The following is a 24,808-nucleotide window of genomic DNA, read 5'->3' as shown; positions in this document are numbered from 1 at the left end:
ACATAAGATGGAAAATGAAAAACAAGAATACGGTAAATTTCAGTGGTTTTTCTTTGTCATTTTAATTCCAATTATCTTCACTTTAACGTTAGTGATCATTATCTTGAATGTTGCTGGATTTGATTTGCTTGGCAAGACAAAGGCAGTAATAGCAGAAGTGCCAGTCATTGAAAAGGTTTTTAAAGATAAAGAGCAGGAAACGAATATAAATGAGTCAGAAGAAGTAAGGAATGCAGCAAAACAAATTGAAGAGAAGAAGGAACTAGAACAAACAATTGAAGAACAAACGTCTATGATTACTGCGTTAGAGCAAGACGTAACCACAAAAGATAAAGAAATTCAAAAGTTAACACAAGAAATAAAATCTCTAGAATCACAAATTGAAGATATTGAAAAATCGACTGCAGAAAAAAAATCAAAAGATATTACAAAACTTTATGATAACATGTCGAGTAAAAAAGCAGCAGAGCTTATTCCTGGATTAAAGGAAGATGATGCATTACTTATTTTAACCTCTTTAGATGACAGACAAGTTGCAGATATTTTATCGAAAATGATTGTTGATGATGCGGTAAAATATACAAACCTCTTAGCAGCAAACTCTGTAGTGGAGGGAGGTGAATAAATGAATGTTGCATCACTTTTACAAGTCATGAAACAAAGTGAAAGTCCTTTTAAAGAAAAAGTATTTTCGCAATCATTAAACTTCAAACATGTTCTAGAAAGTCAGCGATCTGGAAATCAAGTATCTAAACTAGGTAGCAATCCTTTTTTTGTTGCTAATGATACATTACCTCAAAATACTAAAGAACTAAGTCTACTTTTTGATGAGCTTACTGAAAGATCGATAGATTTGAATTCGGGCTTTTACCCAGAAGTCATAACACAAGAAATAGAGGTTATTGATAATCAGCTTCTTACCAATGAAATAAGAAGTATCAAGGGACAATCTAATTCTGTTGAAGATTTACTTAATAAAGTACATGCTTCTCCTATCGCTGTTGGTGTCTTTGCTCTAGCAGAAGTATTACAATCAATGCCCACAGATCAAAAAATGAATTTTGCACCTTACTTAATAAAGCTAAATGAAATGCTAGAAAATGAATATCCTAGCTATAAGAATTCAGATGCTCAACTATCCAGCATGATAAGTGCAATTAATAAAATTGATTCTAATGATAGTACCATATTAAATGGACAAATACTGCTAGAAAAATGGCTAACTACAGATGATGCTACTAATTTAGTTAAAATGGATAAATTATTCACGCTTCATTCTAATTTGGTGAATAATACAAATAAAGTGACGTTACAGAAAGCACATATAAAAAGTGAGTTCCTGAATGAATTAGAGCTAGAATCCACTAATAAAGAGATTGTTACTCAAATAAAAGTTTTATTGGGGAATGCAGATCTTACATCATTTACAAAGATTATAGGTAAATCTGTTGAAAGCATCTTATATGAAACAAATACAATTGCTCAAAAATATAAATTCGATGTGAATGAACAGTTTATGACTGTTGATTTTAAAAATAAATCAAATTCTTTCATTTTTAATGATAAAGGAATAGAGCGTAAAAATAACCAATCAAAATCAGTACAGAGTAATGTTGAAGTAGAGCAAGCAGTCCAACATATATTAAATCCGGAATCAATTAAAGAAGATTTACTTGACGAAAGTAAAGTCCTTTTTGAAATTCGAAATATTGTAACTGACTTGCAAACAGAAATAAAGAATCTTACTGAAGATCCAGAAAATAATCTAACTTCGTTTATAAAAGAATTAACTAGTTTGGTTAATAAAGATAGTAATAACAAGAAAGAAAACTTAAAAATTGAAATCGAACTAAATAATGAAAACCAGCAGATAGGCGAAATGTTAATACTTGATCGGAGTGTTGTGGATGATCTTGGACAGTTAAGGATTGAATCGTCTAACATTCATAACTTACTAAATATAGCAAAAATTGGGGAACAAGCAGCAAAAGAACTTATATTAGATATAAACGAGGTTTTAAAAGCTATCGATAAAAATTTATATGAATCAAATATTCAAAATCGGTTACATTCTAATGAGAACAAACAGCATATTCTCTCTGAATATCAAATAGAAGTGAAACAAACAATAGCCCCAGTTGTAGATAGAGTCCAGTTGTTAATAGAAGAGATAAACCGTTTGTCATCAAATCAGTTGCCAGATATGCCTTTAATAAATTCTCAACTAAATAATAGTAAAGTGACTTTTAGTGTAAGTAAACTTAGTGAATTTCTAGATAAGGCCATACCTCTTACTGACAGATTAATAGCCATAATGACACAGCAGAATGAGAAAGCAACAAGTCAAAATAAGAGCACATTATTCGCTGAAAATGGATTAGGAATTCAAGATCCAAATGGACAATCAATGGAGCATAATCTAAAAGCTTTTCCTAAACAGCAATTTGTGGATATAGCATTATTCCAACATCAAATGAACCGTTCCTTCAATAAATTGACAACTATGAAAACAGGTCAATCATTGGTACAGCTAGAAGCAGAATCATCTATGAAACAAGAATTTATAAACCCTATTACGAATCATCAAGTTTTTGAGAATAGTTTGACGCAGCAATCTAAACAAATAATAGATAAAGAAGATGTGTTTCTTATTCAGTTAGAAAAGCTAGTAGGTAATCAAAGTAGTTTATCAATGGAAACCTCAAAATTAGATACGACGGTAAAAAAAGAATTTACAAACCAACTCATTCATGCATTTAAAGGGAGTAAATTTACTCAACTGGCAAATGGTGCAAACCGATTAGTCATTAATTTAAACCCTGAACATTTTGGAAATCTTACTGTTAGGCTTGTTCAGAAAAATGGTGAAATGGTTGCACGCATTATAGCATCTACAGAGTCTGCAAAAGAATTGCTAGAGCATAGTGTACATCAGCTAAAACAGGTTCTGCCTACAATGAAGGTTGAAATCGAACGTTTTGAAGTGTACACAGAACAATCAACAAAAACATTTAGAGAAAACTCAGAAGAAAAAGAACAGCAAAAAAATAATCCTCATAAATCAAGACATGAGGAAGAAAAAGAGACCGAACAAAGCTTTATCGAATCGTTAATTGATGTACTAGATACAAGTGTATAAGGAGGGTTAAGATGACTACAATTGATTCAAGCTTACTATTAACAAATAAGCCCACTACAACAAGTACCGGTAATTCTAGTCTTGGCAAAGATGAATTCTTGAAAATATTAATGACTCAATTACAAAATCAGGATCCACTCAATCCAATGCAAGATAAAGAATTTATTGCACAGATGGCACAATTCTCAACACTCGAACAAACAACAAATATGGCAAGTATGTTAGAGAAATTTCTAAATATTCAAAGTGACTCACTATTAAAATATTCTGAACTGATTGGAAAACAAGTTGATTGGAAAAATGATGAGGAATCTGGCAGTGGTATTGTTAAATCAATAAAACAAAATGGAACAGAAATTGTCTTGGAGCTTGAAAGTGGAGAAGAGGTTTCAAGTAATTCTGTTATAGAAGTTAGTAAAGCAGAGTAGCAGTTAAGTTAAATGTCTGTTCGTATTGACCAGTTTAATCACTACCAACCACTTCAGCCAAGAAAACAATCAGCAAAACAAAATGTTTCCTTCGGGCAGTTACTAAATAATGAACTAATTGATCAACGTCTTAAAATAAGTAAACATGCTCAAGAACGATTGAATCAAAGACAGATTACACTTTCAGATGAAGAGTGGTCTTCAATTGAAAGAAAGGTTGGCGAAGCACGGCAGATGGGAGTAAACGATTCTCTTGTGCTAGTAAGTGATGCTGCCTTAATCATTAATGCTAAAAATAATACTGTTATTACGGCAATGGATAGAGAAGAAGCGAAAACGCAAATTTTCACGAACATCAATGGAACAATTATAATGGATTAACGGCTGGACCGGTAACGGAAGCCACTAGTTGTGGAATGATCGAAGCAGCTAAATCTTAATTTTTAGGGAGAGAACATAATATGTTACGTTCATTATATTCAGGCATTAGCGGGATGAAAAACTTTCAAACAAAGTTAGATGTAATTGGTAATAACATTGCTAATGTTAATACTTACGGTTTCAAGAAATCACGTGTAACGTTTTCAGATTTAGTTAGTCAACAAATCGCAGGTGCAGCAGGTGCAACACAAACTAGTGCTGGAACAAATCCGCAACAAATTGGATTAGGAGCTCAAATTAGCTCGATTGATACAATTCATTCAGCAGGTGCAACGCAAACTACTTCTAGAACATTGGATCTGGCATTATCAGGGGACGGTTTCTTTCCAGTAGGGACAATAACAGATTTGAGTAGAGTTAATATTGACCAAGGAAATCAAATTGGTAACAATAGGATAATTGGTGCTATTGATGGCGCTGTTGATATGAATTATACAAGAGCAGGAAATCTATATTTAGATGATAAAGGATACTTAGTAACTGCTGATGGTATGTATGTAATTGGAGAGGCTGGTGAAAAAACGGTTCCTTCTGATCAAGCCATTCAAAAGTCCCAAGATGGGTTAAATGCGATTAATAATTTCAGTACACCTTATGGAAATATGATGACGAGCTTAGAAGATATTTCAAAACAAGCAAATGAATTAATGAACGCTTATCAGGAATATAACGATGCAGTTAATAATTATACAGAAAATGAAACAGGTACAACTGGTCCATTATACAATGCAATGGTAAGTGCCCGTAGTGCATTAAATACGATTATTGGTCAATACAACACAACACAAACAAGTTTCAACACAGATGCTACAGGTTTTAGAACAAGTGTAACAAATTTAACTGGTGATATTGCATCATTTAATGCAGCACAGCCAGTTGGAACAATCGTTAAAGAAGTTAATACAACAATAAATCAATTAACGGGTACTTTTCAAAATGTGACAGGAAATACAGAAGTAACAGATGCTGTTTTATCAACGCTAAATGACAAAATATCTACATTAAACAACTATATGATCGACTTAGAAAAAATCGGACAGTCAGTCATGAATTTCGAAGGTCTTGCAGAGGACTTACAAAAGCCGCAGTTCTCTAATAAATTAAGCGGTGAAGCAGGCTTAATTCAAATACCTTTAGATGCACAAAGTTTTAGTATTGGATCTGATGGTACAGTTACTTTTGTAAATGCTAAAGGTGAATTAAACATCGCTGGTCAGGTTCGTGTCGCAACTTTCTCAAATTCAAGTGGTTTAGAAAAAGTTGGAGGTAATCTATTTAAACAATCGGCAAATTCAGGCTCTATTGATAAAAACAATAATGGTATTCAACTTGATGAGCTATCAGTTGCAGGTGAAGATGGAGTTGCTTCAATTGTCGCTGGAGCTCTTGAAATGTCAAATGTTGACTTATCTGAAGAATTCACAGAAATGATTGTTGCACAACGTGCATTCCAATCAAACACTAAAATCATTACAACTTCAGATGAAATTTTACAAGAACTAATGGGCTTAAAACGATAATAAGGGGGATTGAGGCTGACTAAGGCGCATGCGCTTTAGTAAAGGCCTCTCAAATATGATTCAGTTAACAAGGTTAAATGGAAGACCATTTTCACTAAATGCTTTATATATTGAAGTCATTGAATCCTTCCCTGATACAACGATTAAGCTAACGAATGGTCACAAATATGTTGTGAGGGAGACAGAGCAAGAAGTTAATCAAAAAATAACCTTGTTTTATCGAAATATAAATGTTCTGTCCTTAAGAAAGAGCTCGGAGGTCTTCGACGATGAATAAAAAGCTTTTAAGTATAATGCTTGTCATAATAGTTTCAATCACATTGATAGGAGTAACTGCACTTGTTGTTGTAATGAAATTTTTAGGAAACGAAGACGAGCAAAAAGAGCCTTCAATCAAAGAAGTAGTGGAAGCATCTGTCGATATTCCGGAAATTACTACAAATTTGACTAGTGGAAATATTGTTCGATTGTCTTTTAAAATCGAGACAGATTCTAAAAAGGCAAAGGAAGAATTAGAACAACGTGAATTTCAAATTCGCGATATTATTATTTCAGAATTAGCAAATATGACGGCAGAACAGCTAGATGGAAAAGAAGGTATGGACAAGCTAAAAGAAACGGTCAAGATGAAATCAAATGAATTAATGCAGGAAGGTAAGATCAATAAGGTGTATACCACTTCCTATATCCTTCAATAGATATAACATTCATAATGAAGTGAATTTTGAAGGAGAAATTGTGTAATACAAAAGCCGAACATCAAAAAGTTGTAGAATAAATAAACGATTTCTACATGTTGTTTTTGAAACCTTATCTATCTAACAAATTTTTTAAATGTAAAAAATAAGTATGCGGGTTCCGTCCCCTTACCATCAGGAGGTGAAAACTTTGGCAGGTGATATTTTATCACAAAGTGAAATTGACGCCTTACTCTCTGCCATTTCAACTGGAGAGATGGATGCAGATGAATTAAAAAAGGAAGTTTCTAGCAAGAAAGTAAAAGTATATGATTTTAAAAGAGCTTTACGTTTCTCAAAGGATCAAATAAGAAGCTTAACGAGAATTCATGATAACTTTGCCAGATTATTAACGACCTATTATTCTGCTCAGCTTAGAACATATGTCCAAATTACAGTCGGTTCAGTCGATCAACTTCCTTATGAAGAATTTATCCGCTCAATCCCCAAAATGACAGTATTGAATGTATTTGACGTACAACCGCTAGAAGGTAGAATCCTTATGGAAGTTAACCCAAATATAGCATACGCTATGATGGATCGGATAATGGGTGGGATAGGTGTAAGTGTCAACAAAATTGAAAATCTTACGGAAATTGAAACGAAAATTATCTCAAATATTTTTGAAAAGTCATTAGAAAACTATCGAGAAGCATGGGATACATTAATTGAAATTGAACCTGAAATGACTGAATTTGAAGTGAACCCCCAATTTTTACAAATGGTTTCACCGAATGAGACAGTAGTAGTCATTTCGTTAAACATTCAAGTTGGGGAAACGAGTGGGATGATTAATTTATGTATCCCACATGTTGTGTTAGAACCAATTATCCCTAAATTATCGGTTCATTATTGGATGCAATCTGATCGGAAAGAACCTAAACCAAATGAAATTGAAGCTCTTAAAAAGCAAATTCAGTTAGCTGATCTTACAGTATCTGCAGAACTAGGAACTTCTGAAATTTCTATTCAAGATTTTCTGCAATTACAATCAGGGGATGTTATTCAACTTGACAGCTCCATCGACCAACCATTGGTAGTAAAAATAGGTGGCAGGCCAAAGTTTACTGGACAACCAGGGAAAATGAACAAAAAAATAGCGGTTCAAATTATTGACCACTTATCGAGAGGTGACGAAGATGGTGAGTGACGGTATGTTATCACAGGATGAAATAGATGCTCTACTAAAAGGAACAAGCGATGAAACTGAGCCTTCTGCAGATACGATTGAGGAAACCATCCTTAAAAATGAAGATTACTTTAATGCAATGGAAGAAGATGCAATAGGTGAAATCGGAAATATTTCTTTTGGAAGTTCTGCAACAGCTCTTTCGACTTTACTGCGACAAAAAGTAGAAATAACAACACCACATGTATCAATTGTCCAAAAAAGTAAGTTGGCTAACCAATTCCAACAACCTTATGTTGCAATCGAAGTAAATTATACAGAAGGATTTTCTGGTAGTAATTTATTAGTCATTAAACAAAGTGATGCTGCGATTATCGCAGATTTAATGATAGGTGGAGACGGGACGAATCCAGATGAAATGTTAGGTGAAATACAAGTTAGTGCTGTTCAAGAAGCAATGAATCAAATGATGGGTTCTGCTGCTACTTCTATGTCTACAATCTTTAATAAACGAGTAGATATTTCTCCACCTAGAGTAGAGTTACTAAATGCTAGTCCAATTGAAGAATCACAGACAATTCCTGATGATGATTTACTTATACAGGTTGCATTTCGACTTAAAATTGGAACATTGGTAGATTCAAATATCATGCAATTATTACCATTATATTTTGCTAAAGATTTAATTGAAGAATTAATTCATCCAAAACAAGAGGCTGCTACTGCTGAAGCAGTTAAAGAAGTGCAAATGTTAACTCCTGACTATAGGGAAGCTCAAGTACAACAATATGACAATCCATCTCATAATGATCAAATAGATCAACAAATATATCAATCTGAGCAGCTTGCACAGCAACAATACACAGTACCACAGCAACAGTATTCACAACCAAGAAAACAACAACCGATAATAGATGTTAAACCAGCAGAATTCACTGCTTTCGAACCTATTCAGCATCAGCAGCAGGAATTACAAAATCTTGATATGCTTCTTGATATTCCGCTTTCTATAACAGTAGAATTAGGAAGGACGAAACGCTCTGTTAAAGAGATATTAGAACTTTCATCAGGTTCAATTATTGAACTTGATAAGCTTGCTGGTGAACCAGTTGACATATTAGTAAACAATAAAATTGTTGCTAAAGGTGAAGTGGTCGTTATTGAAGAAAATTTTGGCGTACGTGTAACTGATATAGTCAGTCAATCCGAGCGCTTAAATAAATTAAAATAAAAGAATTAGTAGGAGTGGGGAAGATTATGGCACACAAAATTATGATTGTTGATGATGCAGCCTTTATGAGAATGATGATTAAAGACATACTAACAAAAAATGGATATGAAGTAGTCGCAGAAGCAGCTGATGGAGCACAAGCAGTTGAGTTGTATAAAGAACATCAACCAGACTTAGTTACTATGGATATTACGATGCCAGAAATGGATGGTATTGCAGCATTAAAAGAAATTAAACAAATAAATGGGAATGCCAAAGTGATCATGTGTTCTGCAATGGGGCAGCAAGCGATGGTTATTGATGCCATTCAAGCTGGAGCTAAAGATTTTATTGTAAAGCCATTCCAAGCTGATCGTGTTTTAGAAGCTATTGGTAAAACATTAAGCTAAAGGTGGAGTAAAATTGCTTCATAGAAACTACCACATATTGATGATAACAGCAATGCTGATTTTTTCTCCGCAAGAAACAAATATAGTTCTTGCGGAGGATCAAATCAACCAGAGTGTGTATGATTTGATTAAAAATGAAAAAAAGGAAGAGACGAAAGATAATAAAACAGTAGAGCAAGAACAAGAACAAGTTGTTCAAGAAGATGCTCTATCTGTTACGCCATTTGATTTTATTAAAATGTTTGCTGCATTAGCGTTTGTTCTTTTTCTTATTTATTTATTGTTAAAATTTGTCACTAAACGAAACCGATTGTTCCAACAAGGTCAATCAATTGTCAATCTAGGAGGTACAAGCCTAGGCCAAAGTAAATCTATACAAATAATCAAGGTTGGAAATCGCGTATTAGTTGTCGGTGTAGGTGATTCAATATCCTTACTTAAAGAAATCGATGACGATGATGAGCGGGAACATTTAATAGATGAATTTGAACGAAAACAAGAACAGATAGCGGATCCTAAAGATATTATCCAAAAGGTTGCAAATATTGGACAACAAATGTTAAAAGCGAAAAGGTCAAATGACAACAAATCAGCATTTTCTTCTACTTTCAAAGAACAATTAGAAAAGGTTAAACATGAACGAAAGAAACAGCTCGATGTAGTTAAGAGAAAGGGTTTAAAAAAGCATGAATGAATTTATGGAGTTTTTTAATAATAGTGATGCTGAAAATGTAAGTGCATCTGTAAAATTATTACTATTATTAACAGTTCTATCAATTGCTCCGAGTATCTTAATTTTAATGACTTGTTTTACTCGTATTATCATTGTTCTTTCTTTTGTTCGAACTTCACTAGCAACACAATCAATGCCACCTAATCAAATATTAATAGGAATAGCGATGTTCTTAACATTTTTTATTATGGCTCCTACTTTTTCAGAAGTTAACGAACAAGCATTGACACCGTTATTTAATGAAGAAATTGATTTAGAAGAAGCATATGAACGTGCAGCATTACCTTTTAAAGAATTTATGAGCAAGCATACGCGGCAAAAAGATCTGGCTCTCTTTCTAAATTATGCCGGAATAGAAAGTCCTGAATCAATCGAAGACATTCCACTAACAGCTCTTGTACCAGCATTTGCAATAAGTGAGATTAAAACCGCTTTTCAAATTGGATTTATGATATTTATTCCATTTTTAGTGATTGACATGGTCGTTGCAAGTATCCTTATGTCAATGGGAATGATGATGCTGCCGCCAGTTATGATATCATTGCCATTTAAAATACTTCTATTTGTATTAGTAGATGGTTGGTACTTAATCATAAAGTCTTTGTTACAAAGTTTTTAGAATGGGTGAAAACGAATGAGTTCAGAAATGGTTATTTCTTTAGCAGAAAAAGCAGTTTATACGACATTAATCATTTGTGGGCCATTATTACTATTGGCACTAATAATTGGATTGATCGTCAGTATTTTTCAGGCTACAACGCAAATACAAGAGCAAACGTTAGCGTTTGTTCCAAAAATTGTAGCAGTGTTAGTAGGATTAATATTTTTTGGTCCCTGGATGCTTTCAACATTGATTTCCTACGCACAAGATATATTCGGTAATTTAAATAGGTTTGTAGGGTAGAAATGGGTACAATATTGGAAAATTACCCTGCTTTTTTATTGGTGTTTATGAGAATAACAGCTTTCTTTGTCACATTGCCGTTGTTCTCTTATCGAAATATCCCTAATTCTCATAAAATAAGCTTTTCATTTTTATTGGCCTGGATCATGTTTTTTGCATTAGATCTGCCAAAGATTGAAATTGATGGTGAGTATTTTATTCTTATTTTAAAGGAAGCACTTTTCGGATTAATGATTGGCTTTTCAGCATATTTGATCATTGTAGCCGTTCAATTAGCTGGTAGTTTTATTGATTTCCAAATGGGTTTTGCCATAGCAAATGTCATTGATCCACAAACTGGTGCACAAAGTCCGCTTATCGGACAATTTCTTTATACTTTTGCATTATTGCTTATGATTAGTATTAATGCTCATCACCTTTTATTAGATGGGGTTTTTTATAGTTATCAGTTCGTACCAATTGATCAACTATATTTACCTCTCGGAGAAGAAAATGTGATTGAATATATTGTCCAATCGTTTAATTCCATGTTTATTATTGCCTTTCAAATGTCAATTCCTGTTGTTGGATCCTTATTTTTAGTCGATCTTGCATTAGGAATTGTTGCGCGTACTGTTCCTCAGTTGAATATTTTTGTTGTTGGACTTCCATTAAAAATAGGAGTTAGCTTTATCATGCTAATTTTAGTGATGGCGGCATTATTTGTCTTCATGCAAGAGTTATTTGAAACAATGACATATACAATGAGAGGGCTTATGGAATTGTTTGGAGGAACAAACAATGAATCTACTTAAGCTAGATTTACAGTTTTTTTCTGGTGAAAAAACAGAAAAAGCGACACCACGAAAAAAACAAGATGCTAGAAAAAAAGGACAAGTTATAAAAAGTGCGGACGTTAATACTGCACTATCATTATTAACTGTATTTTTATCGTTTCTATTCATTGGCGCTTTTATGAGAGATCGATTAATTCTCATGATGAAGGGTATTTTTCAGGATTATTTATTAGTAAATTTAACCGATCAAAATATGGAAGGTTTTTTTTATACAATTGCTTTACAAGCAGGAATGATATTAGCTCCGATTATGGTGATCGCATTAATTGCTGGTGTACTCAGTAATTACATCCAAGTAGGGTTCCTTTTTTCTACAGAGTCTATTCAAATGAAATTAAATAAGTTGGACCCAATTCAAGGTTTTAAACGGATTTATTCAATGCGTGCCATTGTCGAACTGTTAAAATCACTCTTAAAAATTACTGTTGTTGGTGTGGTAACCTTCGCTGTTTTATGGATGGATATTGATAATATATTACGCTTATCTCAAATGACCGTGGAACAATCTTTCGTATTCATAGCATCATTAACTATGAAAATGGGATTATATGCCTCAGGAGCTCTATTAATACTCTCTTTTTTAGATTACCTTTATCAGCGCTTTGATTACGAAAAAAACCTTCGAATGTCAAAACAGGATATCAAGGATGAATACAAAAAATCTGAAGGTGATCCACTTATTAAATCGAAAATTAGACAAAGGCAGCGCGAAATGGCAATGAGGAGAATGATGCAGGATGTTCCAACTGCTGATGTTGTCATTACGAATCCAACTCATTATGCCATTGCTTTAAAATATGATGAAGAAAAAATGGACGCACCATATGTTGTTGCGATGGGGGTTGATCACGTCGCACAAAAAATAAAAGAGATTGCAAAAGCGAATGATATTATAATGGTCGAAAATAGACCGTTGGCTCGTGCCCTATACGATCAAGTTGATTTAGGACAAGCAGTACCGGAGGAATTTTTCCAGGCAGTTGCAGAAATCATCGCGTATGTTTATCAAACAAAATCAATGTAATACTTCCATTCACAATATCAGGTACAAAAGTTAGAAATGATTGGTTTTAAGGAGAGAAACAAACATGTCTGCAAGAGATTTATCAGTATTACTTAGTGTCATTTTAATCGTTGCAATGCTTATCATTCCATTTCCAGGCTGGTTGTTAAGCTTTTTAATTATCATTAATATTTCTCTTGCATTATTAGTCATCCTTACGTCAATGAATATGAACGAACCATTGCAATTTTCTATTTTTCCATCATTAATCTTGTTATTAACTTTGTTTCGTTTAGGATTAAATGTTTCAACAACTCGTGCAATTTTAGCCGAAGGGGACGCTGGTAAAGTAGTAGAAACTTTCGGAACCTTTGTAACGGGTGGAAATATCCTTGTTGGATTAGTTGTCTTTATAATCTTAATCATCATTCAATTTATTGTCATAACAAAGGGTTCTGAGCGTGTATCTGAAGTCGCTGCACGTTTTACTCTTGATGCTATGCCTGGTAAACAAATGAGTATTGATGCAGATTTGAATGCAGGAATGATTTCTGAGCAACAAGCAAGAGAGCGTCGTGAAAAAGTAGGACGTGAAGCAGATTTTTATGGGGCAATGGATGGTGCTAGTAAATTTGTAAAAGGGGATGCGATAGCAGGTATTATCATGGTTCTGATCAACATGCTCTTCGGTATCATAATTGGTATGATGCAGAATGGGATGTCTATCGGTGAAGCAGCTTCTCATTATACGATGTTAACAGTTGGAGATGGAATTGTCAGCCAAATACCCGCACTGTTAATCTCTACAGCAACGGGAATCGTTGTAACAAGGGCGGCTTCAGAAGGAAACTTAGGAACTGATATTTCAAAACAATTATTTGCCTATCCGAAAATGCTCTATGTGGCAGCAGGAACCATTTTCTTACTAGGAATTTTCACACCTATCGGCTTGTTTCTTACCTTACCGATAGCTGGCTTATTTGCTTTCGCAGGCTATCGGATATCACAATCAAAAGAACAATCAATTCCTGATGAAGAAGAGGTTGAACAAGAAATTGAGATGGATGAAATGAAAAGTCCTGAAAGTGTCATGAATCTCATTAATATCGACCCTATTGAATTTGAATTTGGATATGGATTAATCCCACTTGCAGATACAAATCAAGGTGGAGATCTTCTTGATCGAGTTGTGATGATTAGAAGGCAGTTAGCTATTGAATTAGGCCTAGTTATACCCGTTGTAAGAATAAGAGATAATATTCAGTTACAACCTAATGAATACAGATTAAAAATAAAAGGTAATGAAGTAGCTAAAGGTGAAATCCTCCTTGACCATTATTTAGCAATGGCCCCTGGAATAGAAGATGATTCGATTGAAGGTATTGATACAATCGAACCTTCATTTGGACTTCCTGCTAAATGGATCACAGAAGAAATGAAAGATACCGCTGATATGTATGGATATACTGTTGTAGATCCGCCATCTGTTGTTTCAACACATATTACTGAGGTCATAAAACAACATGCACATGAGCTACTAGGAAGACAAGAAACGAAACAATTAATCGATCATTTAAAGGAATCATACCCTATTTTAGTAGAAGAAGTTACACCTTCACCACTTAGCATTGGTGAAATACAAAAAGTACTTGCGAAACTTCTTAAAGAAAAAGTTTCGATTCGTAACTTACCTATTATATTTGAAACGTTAGCCGATTTTGGAAAGATGACATCTGATTCAGAATTACTAGGTGAGTATGTAAGACAAGCATTGGCTAAACAAATAACTGCTCAATATTCAGATCAAGATCAAATGTTAAAGGTTGTGACCTTATCAGGAAAAATTGAGAAATTAATTGCTGATGGAGTACAACAAACCGAACATGGTAATTATTTATCGTTAAGTCCTGATGTGTCTCAAGCGATAATCGAAGCGATTGCAAAGGAAATAGAAATGCTCTCGCTACAACAACAAATACCTATTTTACTATGTTCACCAGCTGTCAGAATGTACGTTAGACAGCTAACAGATCGATATTTTCCGCAGGTTCCAATATTATCCTATAATGAGTTAGAAGCAAATGTTGAAGTACAAAGTGTTGGGGTGGTGAATGTGGAATGAAAGTAAAAAAATATGTTGCACCATCAATGCAAGAGGCTATGAAAAAAATAAGGTCAGAAATGGGAAATGATGCAGTTATCTTAAATTCAAAGGTAGTTCATACAGGAGGATTTTTAGGTTTATTCTCGCAGAAAAAAATTGAAGTAATTGCTGCACTTGATCCAGAGATTCCTCTCCCCAAAAAAAGGAAAGAAAAGGAATCAAATTTAAAAACTAATAATCCTATTTTATCAAAGGAAGAAATAACTCAAAATGAACGAATAAAACCTGTAAAAGCTATAGAAGATCATCAGCATTTATTAGAAGAAATAAAAGAGTTAAAAGGCATTCTCCAATCGATTTCAGCAAATGAAAAATCTGACTTATATCCTGAACCGCTAAAAGTGATCTTGCAAGTAATGATTAGGCAAGAGATTAATCCTGCTATTCGTGGCCAGATTATGACAGACCTATTAGAATATTGGTTTCAAGCAGGTGGCAATATAACCTCTACACAATTAAAAAATAAAGAGTTAGAACTTTTTGTTCAGTTATTAAATGATCTTGATTTCGGCGGGATCTCATACGAGAAAAAATATATTAATGTCGTTGGTCCAACAGGGGTTGGTAAAACAACTACTCTAGCAAAGCTTGCTGCAAAATGTGTGCTGGAAAAAAAGAAAAAAGTAGCTTTTATTACGACAGATACTTACAGAATTGCTGCTATAGATCAGTTAAAAACATATGCAAAAATCTTAAATGTGCCAATAGAAGTTTGTTATAACATTGATGATTTTAAGGAAGCAAAAAAGAAATTTGAAAGGTACGATTATCTTTTTATTGATACCGCTGGAAGAAATTTTCTTGATTCACAGTATGTGAAAGATTTAAAGTTAATCATCGATTTTAATGATGAACTCGAATCTTATTTGGTATTAGCCGCAACAGCAAAACCATCTGATATGCTTGCGGTTTATGAACAATTCTCAGTTATCCCCATTAAGAAGCTTATCTTTACTAAACTAGATGAAACAACATCAAGAGGTTCATTGATTGATGTCATGATAAAAACGAAAAAGGGGATTGCTTATACAACACACGGCCAAAATGTCCCTGATGATATTGAAGAGGCGACTACAGAACACATAGTCGAACAGATATTGAGGTAGTGAGATTATAATGAACGATCAAGCAGAACGTCTAAGAGAACGATTAAATAGATTTAGAACCCAAGCTAGCTCAATTGCAGTTATTAGTGGTAAAGGTGGAGTTGGAAAATCTAATTTTTCCTTGAATTTTTCATTAGCATTACAAAATGCCAAAAAACGAGTTTTATTATTTGATTTAGATATCGGTATGGGGAATATCGATATATTAATTGGTGAGAGTTCAAAGTATTCAATTGTCGATTTTTTTGAAAATCAGCTTCCTTTAACAGATATTATTTCAAAAGGTCCATATGGTCTTGATTTTATATCTGGCGGAACTGGGTTAGGATCCATTTTTAAACTTAACGAAAAGATGTTTCAACGTTTTATAGAAGAACTTGAATCTTTATTCCAAACATATGATATTGTCATTTTTGATATGGGTGCAGGTATTTCAGAGGATAGCTTACAATTTTTATTATCAGTAGATGAAATAATTGTTATTACTACACCAGAGCCTACATCATTGACAGATGCCTATGCAGCAATTAAAAGCATATGCGTCCGTCATAAAACGATGTCTTTTTCAATTGTTGTAAATCGATCGTTTAATAAGAAATCTGGGGATTCAACGTTTAATAGATTATATCAAACAATTGTCCATTTTTTAAAAAGGGAAGTAACTCTTCTTGGTAGTATTCCTGATGATTCTACGATTATGAAAGCTGTCATTGATCAAACACCGTTTCTTATTTACCGTCCGAATTGTCTAGCAAGTAAAGCAATGTTTACGATCTCACAAGACTATCTACAAAGAAAGTCACTTGATCAAGCTTGCTTAGAATCAACTTCTTTTATTTCTAAATTAAAGAATTTATTCATGAAGGGAAGGTAGATGGATGAAGAAGATCCGCGTACTTGTCGTTGATGATTCAGCCTTCATGAGAAAATTAATAACTGATTTTCTAAGTGAAGAAAAAAAGATTGAAGTAATTGGAACTGCAAGAAATGGTGAAGATGCCATTAAAAAAGTAGCGTTATTACATCCGGATGTTGTAACAATGGATGTTGAAATGCCTATAATGAACGGTCTTGTAGCACTAAAAGAAATTATGATGAAATCCCCAATTCCTGTCATCATGCTTTCTAGTACGACGAAAGAAGGTGCTGAAAATACGATTAAGTCATTGCAATTAGGTGCAGTAGATTTTATTACAAAACCTTCAGGGGCAATCTCATTAGATCTTCACAAAGTAAAGAATGAAATAATAGAAAAAGTTATCCTTGCAAACACTGCTAACATTCGTCATATATCAAGTGATGTTCTTAATAAAAAAAGTACCCTTAAGGGGATTCGATATAGTAAAATAGACTCATATAAGGACCAAGTACCTACAGCTATCGGCAAAGCCAGATTGACTAAACAGATTGTTTGTATAGGCACATCTACTGGGGGTCCAAGAGCTTTACAACATGTGTTGACAAAATTACCTATTGATTTTCAGGCACCAATTTTTATTGTTCAACATATGCCTCCTGGATTTACTCAGTCACTTGCAAATCGATTAAACACACTATCCATGATCACGGTCAAGGAAGCGGAAAATAATGAAGTCGTGCAAAATGGAATTGCATATATTGCCCCAGGCGGCTCGCATTTATTAGTCAATAAAACAGGTAGCTCATTAATAATAAAATTAGAAAAATCAGAAATAAGGAATGGACATCGTCCTTCTGTTGATGTGATGTTTGAATCTATTAGTGAAATCTATGACTATCGGAAAATTGCAGTAATTATGACAGGAATGGGATCTGATGGAACTGAAGGGTTGAAAAAGCTTAAATCTACTGGTGTTGTTAAAGCAATTTCAGAATCTGAGCAAACTTCAGTTGTTTACGGAATGCCAAAAGCAGCTCTGAATACTCAATTAATTGATAAAGTTGAAAATGTGGAAGATATCGCTGCTTCTATCATGGATTTTATTCGAAACTAAGGAGTGCCACCATATATGGATATGAATCAATATTTAGAAGTTTTTATTGAGGAAAGCAAAGAGCATTTACAATCTTGTAATGAAAAATTACTAGAGTTAGAGAAAAATCCAAAAGATTTATCGATTGTAAATGAAATTTTTCGATCTGCACATACATTAAAAGGTATGAGTGCAACGATGGGGTACGAAGATATAGCAAATTTAACACACCAAATGGAAAATGTACTTGATGCAATTAGAAATGAAAAATTAGCCGTTACATCAGATCTTTTTGATGCAGTATTTGTTTCGGTAGATAACCTAGAAGAGATGGTTTTCTCGATTGCACAAGGCGGGGATGGTAAAAAAGATGTATCCGCAGTTGTAGAAATGTTAAAGAAAATTGAAGATGGTGAAGATCTTAATCATGACTCATCAAAAAGTGAGAATCAAGGGAATTCTTTAAATCAAAACCATAACAATCATGCAATTCAAGAATATGATGATTTCGAATATACAATTATCCAGCAGTCAAGAGAACAAGGATTCTCGGCTTATGAAGTGACAATATCTTTGCGAGAGGATTGTTTATTAAAAGCGGCAAGAGTATTTATGGTGTTCGAAATTCTAGAACAACTAGGAGAAGTCATTAAAGCTGTTCCTTCCGTAGATCTCTTAGAAGAGGAAAAATTCGATTCACAGTTTAGTGTAGCGATTATAACGAATGATTCGAGTGATGATATTCATAACAAAGTGATGAAAGTATCTGAAATAAAAGAGGTAGTTGTACAGCAACTTGATCACTTAGCAATGATGAACAATCAAGCAAACTCACAAGCTACAGTTCTAGTAGAAACAAATCAAAATGATGAAGTAGAAAAAGAAACACATCAACATGTGCAAGAGAACAGCGTGAAAGCTGCGGAAAAGCAAGTTGCAGCAACAAGCTCCAAAACAATTCGTGTTAATATCGAAAGATTAGATATACTAATGAATTTATTTGAAGAGCTGGTTATTGACCGGGGAAGATTAGAGCAAATTTCTAAGGATTTAAATAATAATGAACTTAATGAAACGGTTGAAAGAATGTCTAGGATATCAGGGGATCTCCAAAATATTATTTTAAATATGAGAATGGTTCCAGTTGAAACGGTATTTAATCGTTTCCCTCGAATGATCCGACAACTAGCTAAGGACTTAAATAAAAAGATTAACCTAGAAATAATCGGTGCTGAGACTGAATTAGATCGAACAGTCATTGATGAAATTGGCGACCCGCTTGTTCACCTTTTGCGGAATGCGATTGACCACGGTATTGAGATGCCTGATGTACGTTTGAAAAATGGGAAATCAGAAGAAGGACATGTTGTATTAAGTGCTTATCACAGTGGAAATCATGTATTTATTGAGATTGAAGACGATGGTGCTGGTATAAATCGTGAACGTGTTCTTAAAAAGGCGCTTGACAGAGGTGTTGTGACTGAGCAACAGGCAGCAACTTTAACTGATAAACAAGTATATGAGCTTATTTTCTCATCAGGTTTTTCAACGGCAGACCAAATCTCTGATATATCTGGGCGAGGGGTTGGATTAGATGTAGTAAAAAGTACGATTGAATCACTAGGTGGTTCCGTTTCAATAGATTCAGTAGAATCAAAAGGCTCTAAATTTTCAATACAGCTTCCACTTACTTTATCGATCATTTCAGTGATGCTTGTTGAATTACAGAATGAGAAATATGCTATTCCGTTATCTTCTATTATTGAAACAGCTGTTATTAAAAAAGACGCGATATTACAAGCCCATAACCAACAGGTTATTGATTTCCGCGGGAAAATTGTTCCTTTAGTCTATTTAACAGAGATCTTTGAAGTGCCTGTCGAAACAGGAAATGAAGATTATGTGTCATTAATTATTGTACGAAAAGGCGAAAAAATGGCAGCGCTAGTCGTTGATTCGTTTATCGGTCAACAGGAAATTGTTTTAAAATCTTTAGGCAATTATTTAAGCTCAGTATTTGCTATCTCAGGCGCAACAATTTTGGGAGATGGACAAGTTGCTCTAATAATTGATTGTAATGCACTAATAAAATAAGATCTATTGACGAACAATTTTTTTCCTGATTTCAATGAAAGGGGTCTATACAATGGGTGAATATTTATCTGAAGATGTAAAATTCATAGTCTTTCAATTACAAGATGAGGAGTATGGAATTCCTGTACATCAAGTACGTTCAATTGAGAAGGTTCAATACATTACAAGAGTTCCGAGAACAGCACCATATATAAAAGGAGTAATCAATTTAAGAGGTGTAGTTACACCAATTGTTGATTTACGCAGTAGATTCGGATTGGAAGAACAAGTTAATTTAGACAGTTTAAGAATTATCATTGTTTCAAAAGATGAGATGGATGTAGGTTTTATCGTTGACGCAGCAAATGATGTCATAGATATTCCGTTAAATATTATTGAACCAGCACCAGAAGTAGTTGGAGCAGTCCAAGTTGACTTTATTAAAGGGGTTGCTAAGCTGGATAAAAGATTAATCGTTATGATTGATCTAGAGGAAGTTTTAAAGGTTGAAAAAGACCGTTTATTGACTGTGTAGGTAGTGGCTATGGATTATATTAATCGTTTTACAACAGAACACTTAGATGTTTTGAAAGAGGTTGGGAATATTGGAGCTAGTCATTCAGCAACAGCCCTTTCAAAGCTCTTAAATAAAAAAATTGAAATGACCGTTCCAGATGTAAAAGTTGTTTCGTTTAATGAATTAATGGAATGGGTTGGTGGACCAGAGGTTGTTATTGCGAGTGTTTTTTTTAGAATTGATGGGGACATTCCTGGGTCACTCTTTTTCATTTTAGGGATTGATCAAGCTGAACGATTCATAAAGCAATTAATAGACGATGACCTTTTTTCATTTAGACATTCATCGAATGATGAACTTGGTTTATCAGCATTTCAAGAACTTGGAAATATTTTAACAGGATCTTATCTAACATCTTTATCTGATTTTACTAAATTAAACCTTTTTCCTTCTGTCCCTGCTTTATCCATTGATATGTTTGGAGCGGTAATAAGCCATGGATTAGTAGAATTATCACATGTTAGTGACTATGCAATTATTATCGATACAGCGATTAGAGAAGAGGATCAATTAGAAAATGAATCTGTAAAAGGTCACTTTTTTCTATTACCTGATCTGGATTCGTTTAAAAAGCTATTTACAGCATTAGGTATGTCAGATGAATATTGAAACAAATGTAATTAAAGTTGGTATTGCAGATCTAAATATTGTTAAATCGCCAAATCATATCCGTACATCAGGGTTAGGCTCATGTGTAGGATTAATTATATTTGACAAACATAATGAAATAGCTGGGTTAGCTCATATCATGCTACCGGACTCTTCTCTAGCTAATAAAGGGTCTTTTAACCAGGCGAAATATGCTGATACAGCTATACCTTTACTTATTCATAGATTAACGATGGCTGGTGCAAGAAGCAGGGCATTACTGGCAAAAATGGCTGGCGGGGCACAAATGTTCCAATTTCAAAATACGAACGATATGATGAGAATTGGTCCAAGAAATATTGAAGCAATTAAGAAGCAATTACACGAGTACAACATCCCGTTAATAAGTGAAGATGTTGGAGGAAACAGCGGAAGAACGATTGAATTTGATCCCGTATCATGTGAATTAACGATAAGAACAGTAAACAAAGGGACAAAAGTGATTTAAGTCTGTTAGCTGTAAGAAACTATTCTTGGTGGGGCGGATAATAAATGACACAATTTACATTAACTGATGAGCAAGTGATTTGGCAAAAATGGAAAGATGCACGTGACTCTCAAGCAGGTGATGTTTTAATTAAAAAGTATATGCCACTAGTATCTTATCATGTCCAAAGGATTTCCGTTGGCCTTCCTAAGAGTGTTAATAAAGACGATTTGATGAGTTTGGGGTTATATGGTTTATATGATGCATTAGAAAAATTTGATCCATCCAGAGATTTAAAATTCGATACGTATGCATCTTTTCGAGTTAGAGGTGCAATAATTGATGGTCTTCGCAAAGAGGACTGGTTGCCCCGAAGTTCAAGAGAGAAAGCAAAACGAATTGAAGCAACAATAGAGAAGCTGGAGCAAAAGCATTTAAGAAATATTTCTTCAAAAGAAATAGCTAATGAATTAGGTATTTCAGAAGGGGAAGTTGTTAACGTAATAAACGAAGGCTTTTTTGCTAATGTTCTTTCAATTGATGAACAACTTGTTGATCATGAAGATGGAGAAAGCATAGGTTTTAGCATTAAAGATGACAATCAACAAACACCTGAAGAAAAAATCGTTAAGGATGAATTGATTGCACAATTATCCGATGTAATACTTCAGTTAAGTGAAAAAGAACAGCTTGTGATAAGCTTTTTTTACAAAGAAGAATTAACGTTAACAGAAATAGGACAAATTATGAATTTATCCACTTCGAGAATTTCCCAAATTCATTCTAAGGCATTATTTAAATTGAGAAAAATACTTGAGAATGTGATTCATTAACACTCTCTTTGTTAAGTGAGGATGTATATGACAACAATATTACTTTTGATAAGTTTACTACTCCATGTAGTAGCTTTTTATTTTATTGTCGTTCTTTATTCGAAATATTCAACCATTAAAGATTTAGCAGATTCACAAAGAGATTTGCTTGAGGAAGCTGAACAAGCGTTAACTAGCTTTTTAATAGAGATAAAAGATGAAAATGAAAAATTGTTGCAGAATCTTGAGGCGAAAGGTTTGGAAAACTCAACAAATGAGCAGGACGAAAAAAAATCGAAGGTGATCGTTCAATCACGGGGGAATGCTGCATCAGATACGAAGCAGGAACCTGCTGTTTTTACTGATGAGGAGCTTCCGCAATATCTACCAAAAGTAGACGAAATCGAAGATATTATTGAAATTAATAATTTTTCTCAAAAAAATAATATTTCATTCGAGATTGAGGCTATAAATCTCCATGAAAAGGGTCATACTGTTGAACAGATTGCCAAAAAATTAAACAAGGGAAAGACAGAAATTGGGCTTCTTCTTAAATTTCGTCAAAAGTAGTCAAATATCCTTGATTGTCATAATACGATATGGTATATTAATTTTTGGTGTTAATACACACGCTTATAGATTTAAGTATTGGTGCTGTTTATAAAACAGTGATGCTTAAAGATGATGTAAGCGGAGGAAAACAAAACCATTAGGAGGAACAAACACATGTCAGTTATTTCTATGAAGCAATTGCTTGAAGCTGGTGTTCACTTCGGTCACCAAACTCGCCGTTGGAACCCAAAAATGAAACGTTACATCTTCACTGAGCGTAACGGTATCTACATTATCGACCTTCAAAAAACAGTTAAAAAGGTTGAAGAAGCTTACAAATTCGTTAAAGAACTTGGAGCTGAAGGCGGTACTATTCTTTTCGTAGGTACAAAAAAGCAAGCACAAGATTCTGTTAAAGAAGAAGCAGAACGTTCAGGAATGTACTTCGTTAACCAACGTTGGTTAGGTGGAACATTAACTAACTTTGAAACAATCCAAAAACGTATCAAACGTTTAAAAGATATTCAAAGAATGCAAGAAGATGGTACTTTTGAAGTACTTCCTAAAAAAGAAGTAGTTCAACTTAAAAAAGAGCTTGAGCGTCTTGAAAAATTCCTAGGTGGAATTAAAGACATGAAGCAATTACCAGATGCATTATTTATTATCGATCCTCGCAAAGAGCGTATCGCTGTAGCGGAAGCTCGTAAATTAAACATTCCGATCGTTGGTATCGTTGATACTAACTGTGATCCAGATGAAATTGATTACGTTATCCCTGCAAATGATGATGCAATTCGCGCTGTTAAGCTTCTTACTGCAAAAATTGCAGATGCTATTTTAGAATCTAAACAAGGTGAAGAAACTACAACTGCTTAATCTGCAAAAAGGTGATAAGGGGAATTGACCTTTTATCACCTTTTTTAAGCATGATACATAAAGTACTCAAACATTCATGTAAGCAAATACATTAACCCTTAAAGGAGGAATACCGTTATGGCAGTAACTGCACAAATGGTAAAAGAATTACGTGAAAAAACAGGCGCTGGAATGATGGATTGTAAAAAAGCTTTAACTGAAACAAATGGAGATATGGAACAAGCAATCGATTACCTTCGTGAAAAAGGTATTGCAAAAGCAGCTAAGAAAGCTGATCGTATTGCTGCTGAAGGTTCTACACTTGTTAAAGTTAATGGAAATGAAGCTGTAATCTTAGAGGTTAACTCTGAAACTGACTTCGTTGCGAAAAACGAAGGATTTAAAGAATTAATCAATGGTTTAGCTGATTTCTTATTAGCTAAAAAACCAGCTGATGCAGAAGCAGCTTTAACAGTAACTATGGACAACGGTTCAACTGTTGAGGAATACATCAACTCTGCAATTGCTAAAATTGGTGAAAAAATTAGTCTTCGTCGTTTTACAATCGTTTCTAAAACAGACAACGATGCATTCGGTGCATACTTACACATGGGAGGACGTATCGGCGTTCTAACATTATTAGAAGGAACTACTGATGCAGATGCAGCTAAAGATGTAGCAATGCATATTGCTGCAGTAAATCCTAAGTATGTAACACGTGATCAAGTTTCTGCAGAAGAAGCTGAGCATGAGCGCAAAATTTTAACAGAACAAGCTCTAAACGAAGGTAAACCTGAAAATATCGTAGCTAAAATGGTAGAAGGCCGTTTAAGCAAATATTTTGAAGAGATTTGCTTACTAGACCAAGCTTTCGTTAAAAACCCTGATCAAAAAGTTAAACAATTTGTTGAGTCTAAGGGCGGTACTGTAAAAACATTTATCCGTTATGAAGTAGGCGAAGGTATCGAAAAACGTCAAGACAACTTTGCTGAAGAAGTAATGAGCCAAGTTAAAAAATAATTTTCATTCATATACACGCTACAAATTGTGTACATGAGCATACATTTCTAAAAATGGAAAAAGGGAACACAGGCTGTGTTCCCTTCTTTTGGAGATAAGCAGTCTTCTTCAGAACGAAATGTAACAATGCTG

The 24,808-nt window shown here is 34.0% G+C and carries 27 protein-coding genes; all 27 read left to right on the top strand.

From position 1 onward, the window contains the following. Positions 1 to 7 precede the first annotated feature (7 nt). Entirely contained in the window at positions 8 to 625 is a 618-nt protein-coding gene (locus tag GMB29_RS17400) for a MotE family protein (protein ID WP_136351242.1), read from the top strand. After that, positions 626 to 3,139: a flagellar hook-length control protein FliK gene (locus tag GMB29_RS17395; RefSeq protein ID WP_136351241.1), complete on the top strand. Its 2,514-nt coding sequence runs from the start codon at positions 626 to 628 to the stop codon at positions 3,137 to 3,139. An 11-nt stretch (positions 3,140 to 3,150) separates the two neighbouring features. Continuing rightward, positions 3,151 to 3,567 (top strand): flagellar hook assembly protein FlgD, encoded by a 417-nt coding sequence (gene flgD / locus GMB29_RS17390; protein ID WP_136351240.1) that lies wholly within the window; start codon positions 3,151 to 3,153, stop codon positions 3,565 to 3,567. A 12-nt stretch (positions 3,568 to 3,579) separates the two neighbouring features. Further along, positions 3,580 to 3,948, top strand: a complete 369-nt coding sequence (locus tag GMB29_RS17385; RefSeq protein WP_136351239.1) for a TIGR02530 family flagellar biosynthesis protein — start codon at positions 3,580 to 3,582, stop codon at positions 3,946 to 3,948. Positions 3,949 to 4,028: 80 nt separating this feature from the next. After that, a complete protein-coding gene (locus GMB29_RS17380) occupies positions 4,029 to 5,528 on the top strand; it encodes a flagellar hook-basal body complex protein (RefSeq protein ID WP_136351238.1) in 1,500 nt (499 codons plus the stop codon). A gap of 55 nt (positions 5,529 to 5,583) precedes the next feature. Continuing rightward, positions 5,584 to 5,805 carry a flagellar FlbD family protein gene (locus tag GMB29_RS17375; protein WP_136351237.1) on the top strand — a complete coding sequence of 74 codons (222 nt, stop codon included), beginning with the start codon at positions 5,584 to 5,586 and terminating at the stop codon, positions 5,803 to 5,805. Next, a complete protein-coding gene (fliL, locus tag GMB29_RS17370; protein WP_136351236.1) occupies positions 5,798 to 6,226 on the top strand; it encodes a flagellar basal body-associated protein FliL in 429 nt (142 codons plus the stop codon). The genes GMB29_RS17375 and fliL overlap by 8 nt, the downstream gene beginning before the upstream one ends. A gap of 190 nt (positions 6,227 to 6,416) precedes the next feature. Beyond that, complete coding sequence (gene fliM, locus GMB29_RS17365) at positions 6,417 to 7,415, top strand: flagellar motor switch protein FliM (protein WP_136351235.1); 999 nt, start codon at positions 6,417 to 6,419, stop codon at positions 7,413 to 7,415. Beyond that, positions 7,405 to 8,625, top strand: a complete 1,221-nt coding sequence (fliY, locus tag GMB29_RS17360; RefSeq protein WP_136351234.1) for a flagellar motor switch phosphatase FliY — start codon at positions 7,405 to 7,407, stop codon at positions 8,623 to 8,625. The genes fliM and fliY overlap by 11 nt, the downstream gene beginning before the upstream one ends. A 26-nt stretch (positions 8,626 to 8,651) precedes the next feature. Beyond that, the gene (locus tag GMB29_RS17355) at positions 8,652 to 9,014 is read left to right on the top strand and encodes a chemotaxis protein CheY (RefSeq protein ID WP_136351233.1); all 363 of its coding nucleotides are present in this window, start codon (positions 8,652 to 8,654) and stop codon (positions 9,012 to 9,014) included. 13 nt (positions 9,015 to 9,027) lie between these two features. Continuing rightward, on the top strand, positions 9,028 to 9,708 hold the full coding sequence (locus tag GMB29_RS17350; protein ID WP_136351232.1) for a flagellar biosynthetic protein FliO: 681 nt from the start codon (positions 9,028 to 9,030) through the stop codon (positions 9,706 to 9,708). Further along, complete coding sequence (gene fliP, locus GMB29_RS17345) at positions 9,701 to 10,366, top strand: flagellar type III secretion system pore protein FliP (protein WP_136351231.1); 666 nt, start codon at positions 9,701 to 9,703, stop codon at positions 10,364 to 10,366. Before GMB29_RS17350 ends, fliP begins: the two co-directional genes overlap by 8 nt. Positions 10,367 to 10,381: 15 nt before the next feature. Further along, entirely contained in the window at positions 10,382 to 10,651 is a 270-nt protein-coding gene (gene fliQ / locus GMB29_RS17340; protein WP_136351230.1) for a flagellar biosynthesis protein FliQ, read from the top strand. A 2-nt stretch (positions 10,652 to 10,653) separates the two neighbouring features. Beyond that, positions 10,654 to 11,445: a flagellar biosynthetic protein FliR gene (gene fliR / locus GMB29_RS17335; RefSeq protein WP_136351229.1), complete on the top strand. Its 792-nt coding sequence runs from the start codon at positions 10,654 to 10,656 to the stop codon at positions 11,443 to 11,445. Further along, positions 11,432 to 12,511 (top strand): flagellar biosynthesis protein FlhB, encoded by a 1,080-nt coding sequence (flhB, locus tag GMB29_RS17330; RefSeq protein WP_136351228.1) that lies wholly within the window; start codon positions 11,432 to 11,434, stop codon positions 12,509 to 12,511. The genes fliR and flhB overlap by 14 nt, the downstream gene beginning before the upstream one ends. 64 nt (positions 12,512 to 12,575) lie before the next feature. After that, a complete protein-coding gene (gene flhA, locus GMB29_RS17325) occupies positions 12,576 to 14,612 on the top strand; it encodes a flagellar biosynthesis protein FlhA (protein ID WP_136351227.1) in 2,037 nt (678 codons plus the stop codon). Then, positions 14,609 to 15,760, top strand: coding sequence for a flagellar biosynthesis GTPase FlhF (gene flhF / locus GMB29_RS17320; RefSeq protein ID WP_136351226.1), 1,152 nt, complete (start codon positions 14,609 to 14,611; stop codon positions 15,758 to 15,760). Before flhA ends, flhF begins: the two co-directional genes overlap by 4 nt. A gap of 10 nt (positions 15,761 to 15,770) precedes the next feature. Then, the gene (locus GMB29_RS17315) at positions 15,771 to 16,634 is read left to right on the top strand and encodes a MinD/ParA family protein (protein WP_136351225.1); all 864 of its coding nucleotides are present in this window, start codon (positions 15,771 to 15,773) and stop codon (positions 16,632 to 16,634) included. Between the two features lie 4 nt (positions 16,635 to 16,638). Then, a complete protein-coding gene (locus tag GMB29_RS17310; RefSeq protein ID WP_136351224.1) occupies positions 16,639 to 17,733 on the top strand; it encodes a protein-glutamate methylesterase/protein-glutamine glutaminase in 1,095 nt (364 codons plus the stop codon). A 15-nt stretch (positions 17,734 to 17,748) separates the two neighbouring features. Continuing rightward, entirely contained in the window at positions 17,749 to 19,806 is a 2,058-nt protein-coding gene (locus GMB29_RS17305) for a chemotaxis protein CheA (protein ID WP_136351223.1), read from the top strand. 52 nt (positions 19,807 to 19,858) lie between these two features. Then, entirely contained in the window at positions 19,859 to 20,320 is a 462-nt protein-coding gene (locus GMB29_RS17300) for a chemotaxis protein CheW (RefSeq protein WP_136351222.1), read from the top strand. Positions 20,321 to 20,329: 9 nt separating this feature from the next. Continuing rightward, positions 20,330 to 20,971: a chemotaxis protein CheC gene (locus GMB29_RS17295; RefSeq protein ID WP_136351221.1), complete on the top strand. Its 642-nt coding sequence runs from the start codon at positions 20,330 to 20,332 to the stop codon at positions 20,969 to 20,971. Further along, the gene (locus GMB29_RS17290) at positions 20,961 to 21,458 is read left to right on the top strand and encodes a chemotaxis protein CheD (RefSeq protein WP_136351220.1); all 498 of its coding nucleotides are present in this window, start codon (positions 20,961 to 20,963) and stop codon (positions 21,456 to 21,458) included. Before GMB29_RS17295 ends, GMB29_RS17290 begins: the two co-directional genes overlap by 11 nt. 44 nt (positions 21,459 to 21,502) lie before the next feature. Then, positions 21,503 to 22,270: a FliA/WhiG family RNA polymerase sigma factor gene (locus GMB29_RS17285; RefSeq protein ID WP_136351219.1), complete on the top strand. Its 768-nt coding sequence runs from the start codon at positions 21,503 to 21,505 to the stop codon at positions 22,268 to 22,270. Between the two features lie 27 nt (positions 22,271 to 22,297). Continuing rightward, positions 22,298 to 22,819 carry a Swarming motility protein SwrB gene (locus GMB29_RS17280; RefSeq protein ID WP_136351218.1) on the top strand — a complete coding sequence of 174 codons (522 nt, stop codon included), beginning with the start codon at positions 22,298 to 22,300 and terminating at the stop codon, positions 22,817 to 22,819. A 156-nt stretch (positions 22,820 to 22,975) separates the two neighbouring features. Further along, a complete protein-coding gene (gene rpsB / locus GMB29_RS17275; protein ID WP_136351217.1) occupies positions 22,976 to 23,677 on the top strand; it encodes a 30S ribosomal protein S2 in 702 nt (233 codons plus the stop codon). Between the two features lie 117 nt (positions 23,678 to 23,794). After that, positions 23,795 to 24,676, top strand: coding sequence for a translation elongation factor Ts (tsf, locus tag GMB29_RS17270; protein ID WP_136351216.1), 882 nt, complete (start codon positions 23,795 to 23,797; stop codon positions 24,674 to 24,676). The last annotated feature ends 132 nt before the right edge of the window (positions 24,677 to 24,808 follow it).

Source organism: Metabacillus sediminilitoris, assembly GCF_009720625.1.
Lineage (GTDB): Bacteria > Bacillota > Bacilli > Bacillales > Bacillaceae > Metabacillus > Metabacillus sediminilitoris.
The sequence above is the reverse complement of the archived record's forward strand: the minus strand, read 5'-3'. Positions and strand labels throughout refer to the sequence as shown.

What these genes read in the sequence shown, in the direction of transcription:
- GMB29_RS17400 (WP_136351242.1), top strand. Translation starts at nt 8, where the DNA reads ATGGAAAATGAAAAACAAGAATACGGTAAATTTCAGTGGTTTTTCTTT.
- GMB29_RS17395 (WP_136351241.1), top strand. Translation starts at nt 626, where the DNA reads ATGAATGTTGCATCACTTTTACAAGTCATGAAACAAAGTGAAAGTCCT.
- flgD (WP_136351240.1), top strand. Translation starts at nt 3,151, where the DNA reads ATGACTACAATTGATTCAAGCTTACTATTAACAAATAAGCCCACTACA.
- GMB29_RS17385 (WP_136351239.1), top strand. Translation starts at nt 3,580, where the DNA reads ATGTCTGTTCGTATTGACCAGTTTAATCACTACCAACCACTTCAGCCA.
- GMB29_RS17380 (WP_136351238.1), top strand. Translation starts at nt 4,029, where the DNA reads ATGTTACGTTCATTATATTCAGGCATTAGCGGGATGAAAAACTTTCAA.
- GMB29_RS17375 (WP_136351237.1), top strand. Translation starts at nt 5,584, where the DNA reads ATGATTCAGTTAACAAGGTTAAATGGAAGACCATTTTCACTAAATGCT.
- fliL (WP_136351236.1), top strand. Translation starts at nt 5,798, where the DNA reads ATGAATAAAAAGCTTTTAAGTATAATGCTTGTCATAATAGTTTCAATC.
- fliY (WP_136351234.1), top strand. Translation starts at nt 7,405, where the DNA reads ATGGTGAGTGACGGTATGTTATCACAGGATGAAATAGATGCTCTACTA.
- GMB29_RS17355 (WP_136351233.1), top strand. Translation starts at nt 8,652, where the DNA reads ATGGCACACAAAATTATGATTGTTGATGATGCAGCCTTTATGAGAATG.
- fliP (WP_136351231.1), top strand. Translation starts at nt 9,701, where the DNA reads ATGAATGAATTTATGGAGTTTTTTAATAATAGTGATGCTGAAAATGTA.
- fliQ (WP_136351230.1), top strand. Translation starts at nt 10,382, where the DNA reads ATGAGTTCAGAAATGGTTATTTCTTTAGCAGAAAAAGCAGTTTATACG.
- fliR (WP_136351229.1), top strand. Translation starts at nt 10,654, where the DNA reads ATGGGTACAATATTGGAAAATTACCCTGCTTTTTTATTGGTGTTTATG.
- flhB (WP_136351228.1), top strand. Translation starts at nt 11,432, where the DNA reads ATGAATCTACTTAAGCTAGATTTACAGTTTTTTTCTGGTGAAAAAACA.
- flhA (WP_136351227.1), top strand. Translation starts at nt 12,576, where the DNA reads ATGTCTGCAAGAGATTTATCAGTATTACTTAGTGTCATTTTAATCGTT.
- flhF (WP_136351226.1), top strand. Translation starts at nt 14,609, where the DNA reads ATGAAAGTAAAAAAATATGTTGCACCATCAATGCAAGAGGCTATGAAA.
- GMB29_RS17315 (WP_136351225.1), top strand. Translation starts at nt 15,771, where the DNA reads ATGAACGATCAAGCAGAACGTCTAAGAGAACGATTAAATAGATTTAGA.
- GMB29_RS17310 (WP_136351224.1), top strand. Translation starts at nt 16,639, where the DNA reads ATGAAGAAGATCCGCGTACTTGTCGTTGATGATTCAGCCTTCATGAGA.
- GMB29_RS17305 (WP_136351223.1), top strand. Translation starts at nt 17,749, where the DNA reads ATGGATATGAATCAATATTTAGAAGTTTTTATTGAGGAAAGCAAAGAG.
- GMB29_RS17300 (WP_136351222.1), top strand. Translation starts at nt 19,859, where the DNA reads ATGGGTGAATATTTATCTGAAGATGTAAAATTCATAGTCTTTCAATTA.
- GMB29_RS17295 (WP_136351221.1), top strand. Translation starts at nt 20,330, where the DNA reads ATGGATTATATTAATCGTTTTACAACAGAACACTTAGATGTTTTGAAA.
- GMB29_RS17290 (WP_136351220.1), top strand. Translation starts at nt 20,961, where the DNA reads ATGAATATTGAAACAAATGTAATTAAAGTTGGTATTGCAGATCTAAAT.
- GMB29_RS17285 (WP_136351219.1), top strand. Translation starts at nt 21,503, where the DNA reads ATGACACAATTTACATTAACTGATGAGCAAGTGATTTGGCAAAAATGG.
- GMB29_RS17280 (WP_136351218.1), top strand. Translation starts at nt 22,298, where the DNA reads ATGACAACAATATTACTTTTGATAAGTTTACTACTCCATGTAGTAGCT.
- rpsB (WP_136351217.1), top strand. Translation starts at nt 22,976, where the DNA reads ATGTCAGTTATTTCTATGAAGCAATTGCTTGAAGCTGGTGTTCACTTC.
- tsf (WP_136351216.1), top strand. Translation starts at nt 23,795, where the DNA reads ATGGCAGTAACTGCACAAATGGTAAAAGAATTACGTGAAAAAACAGGC.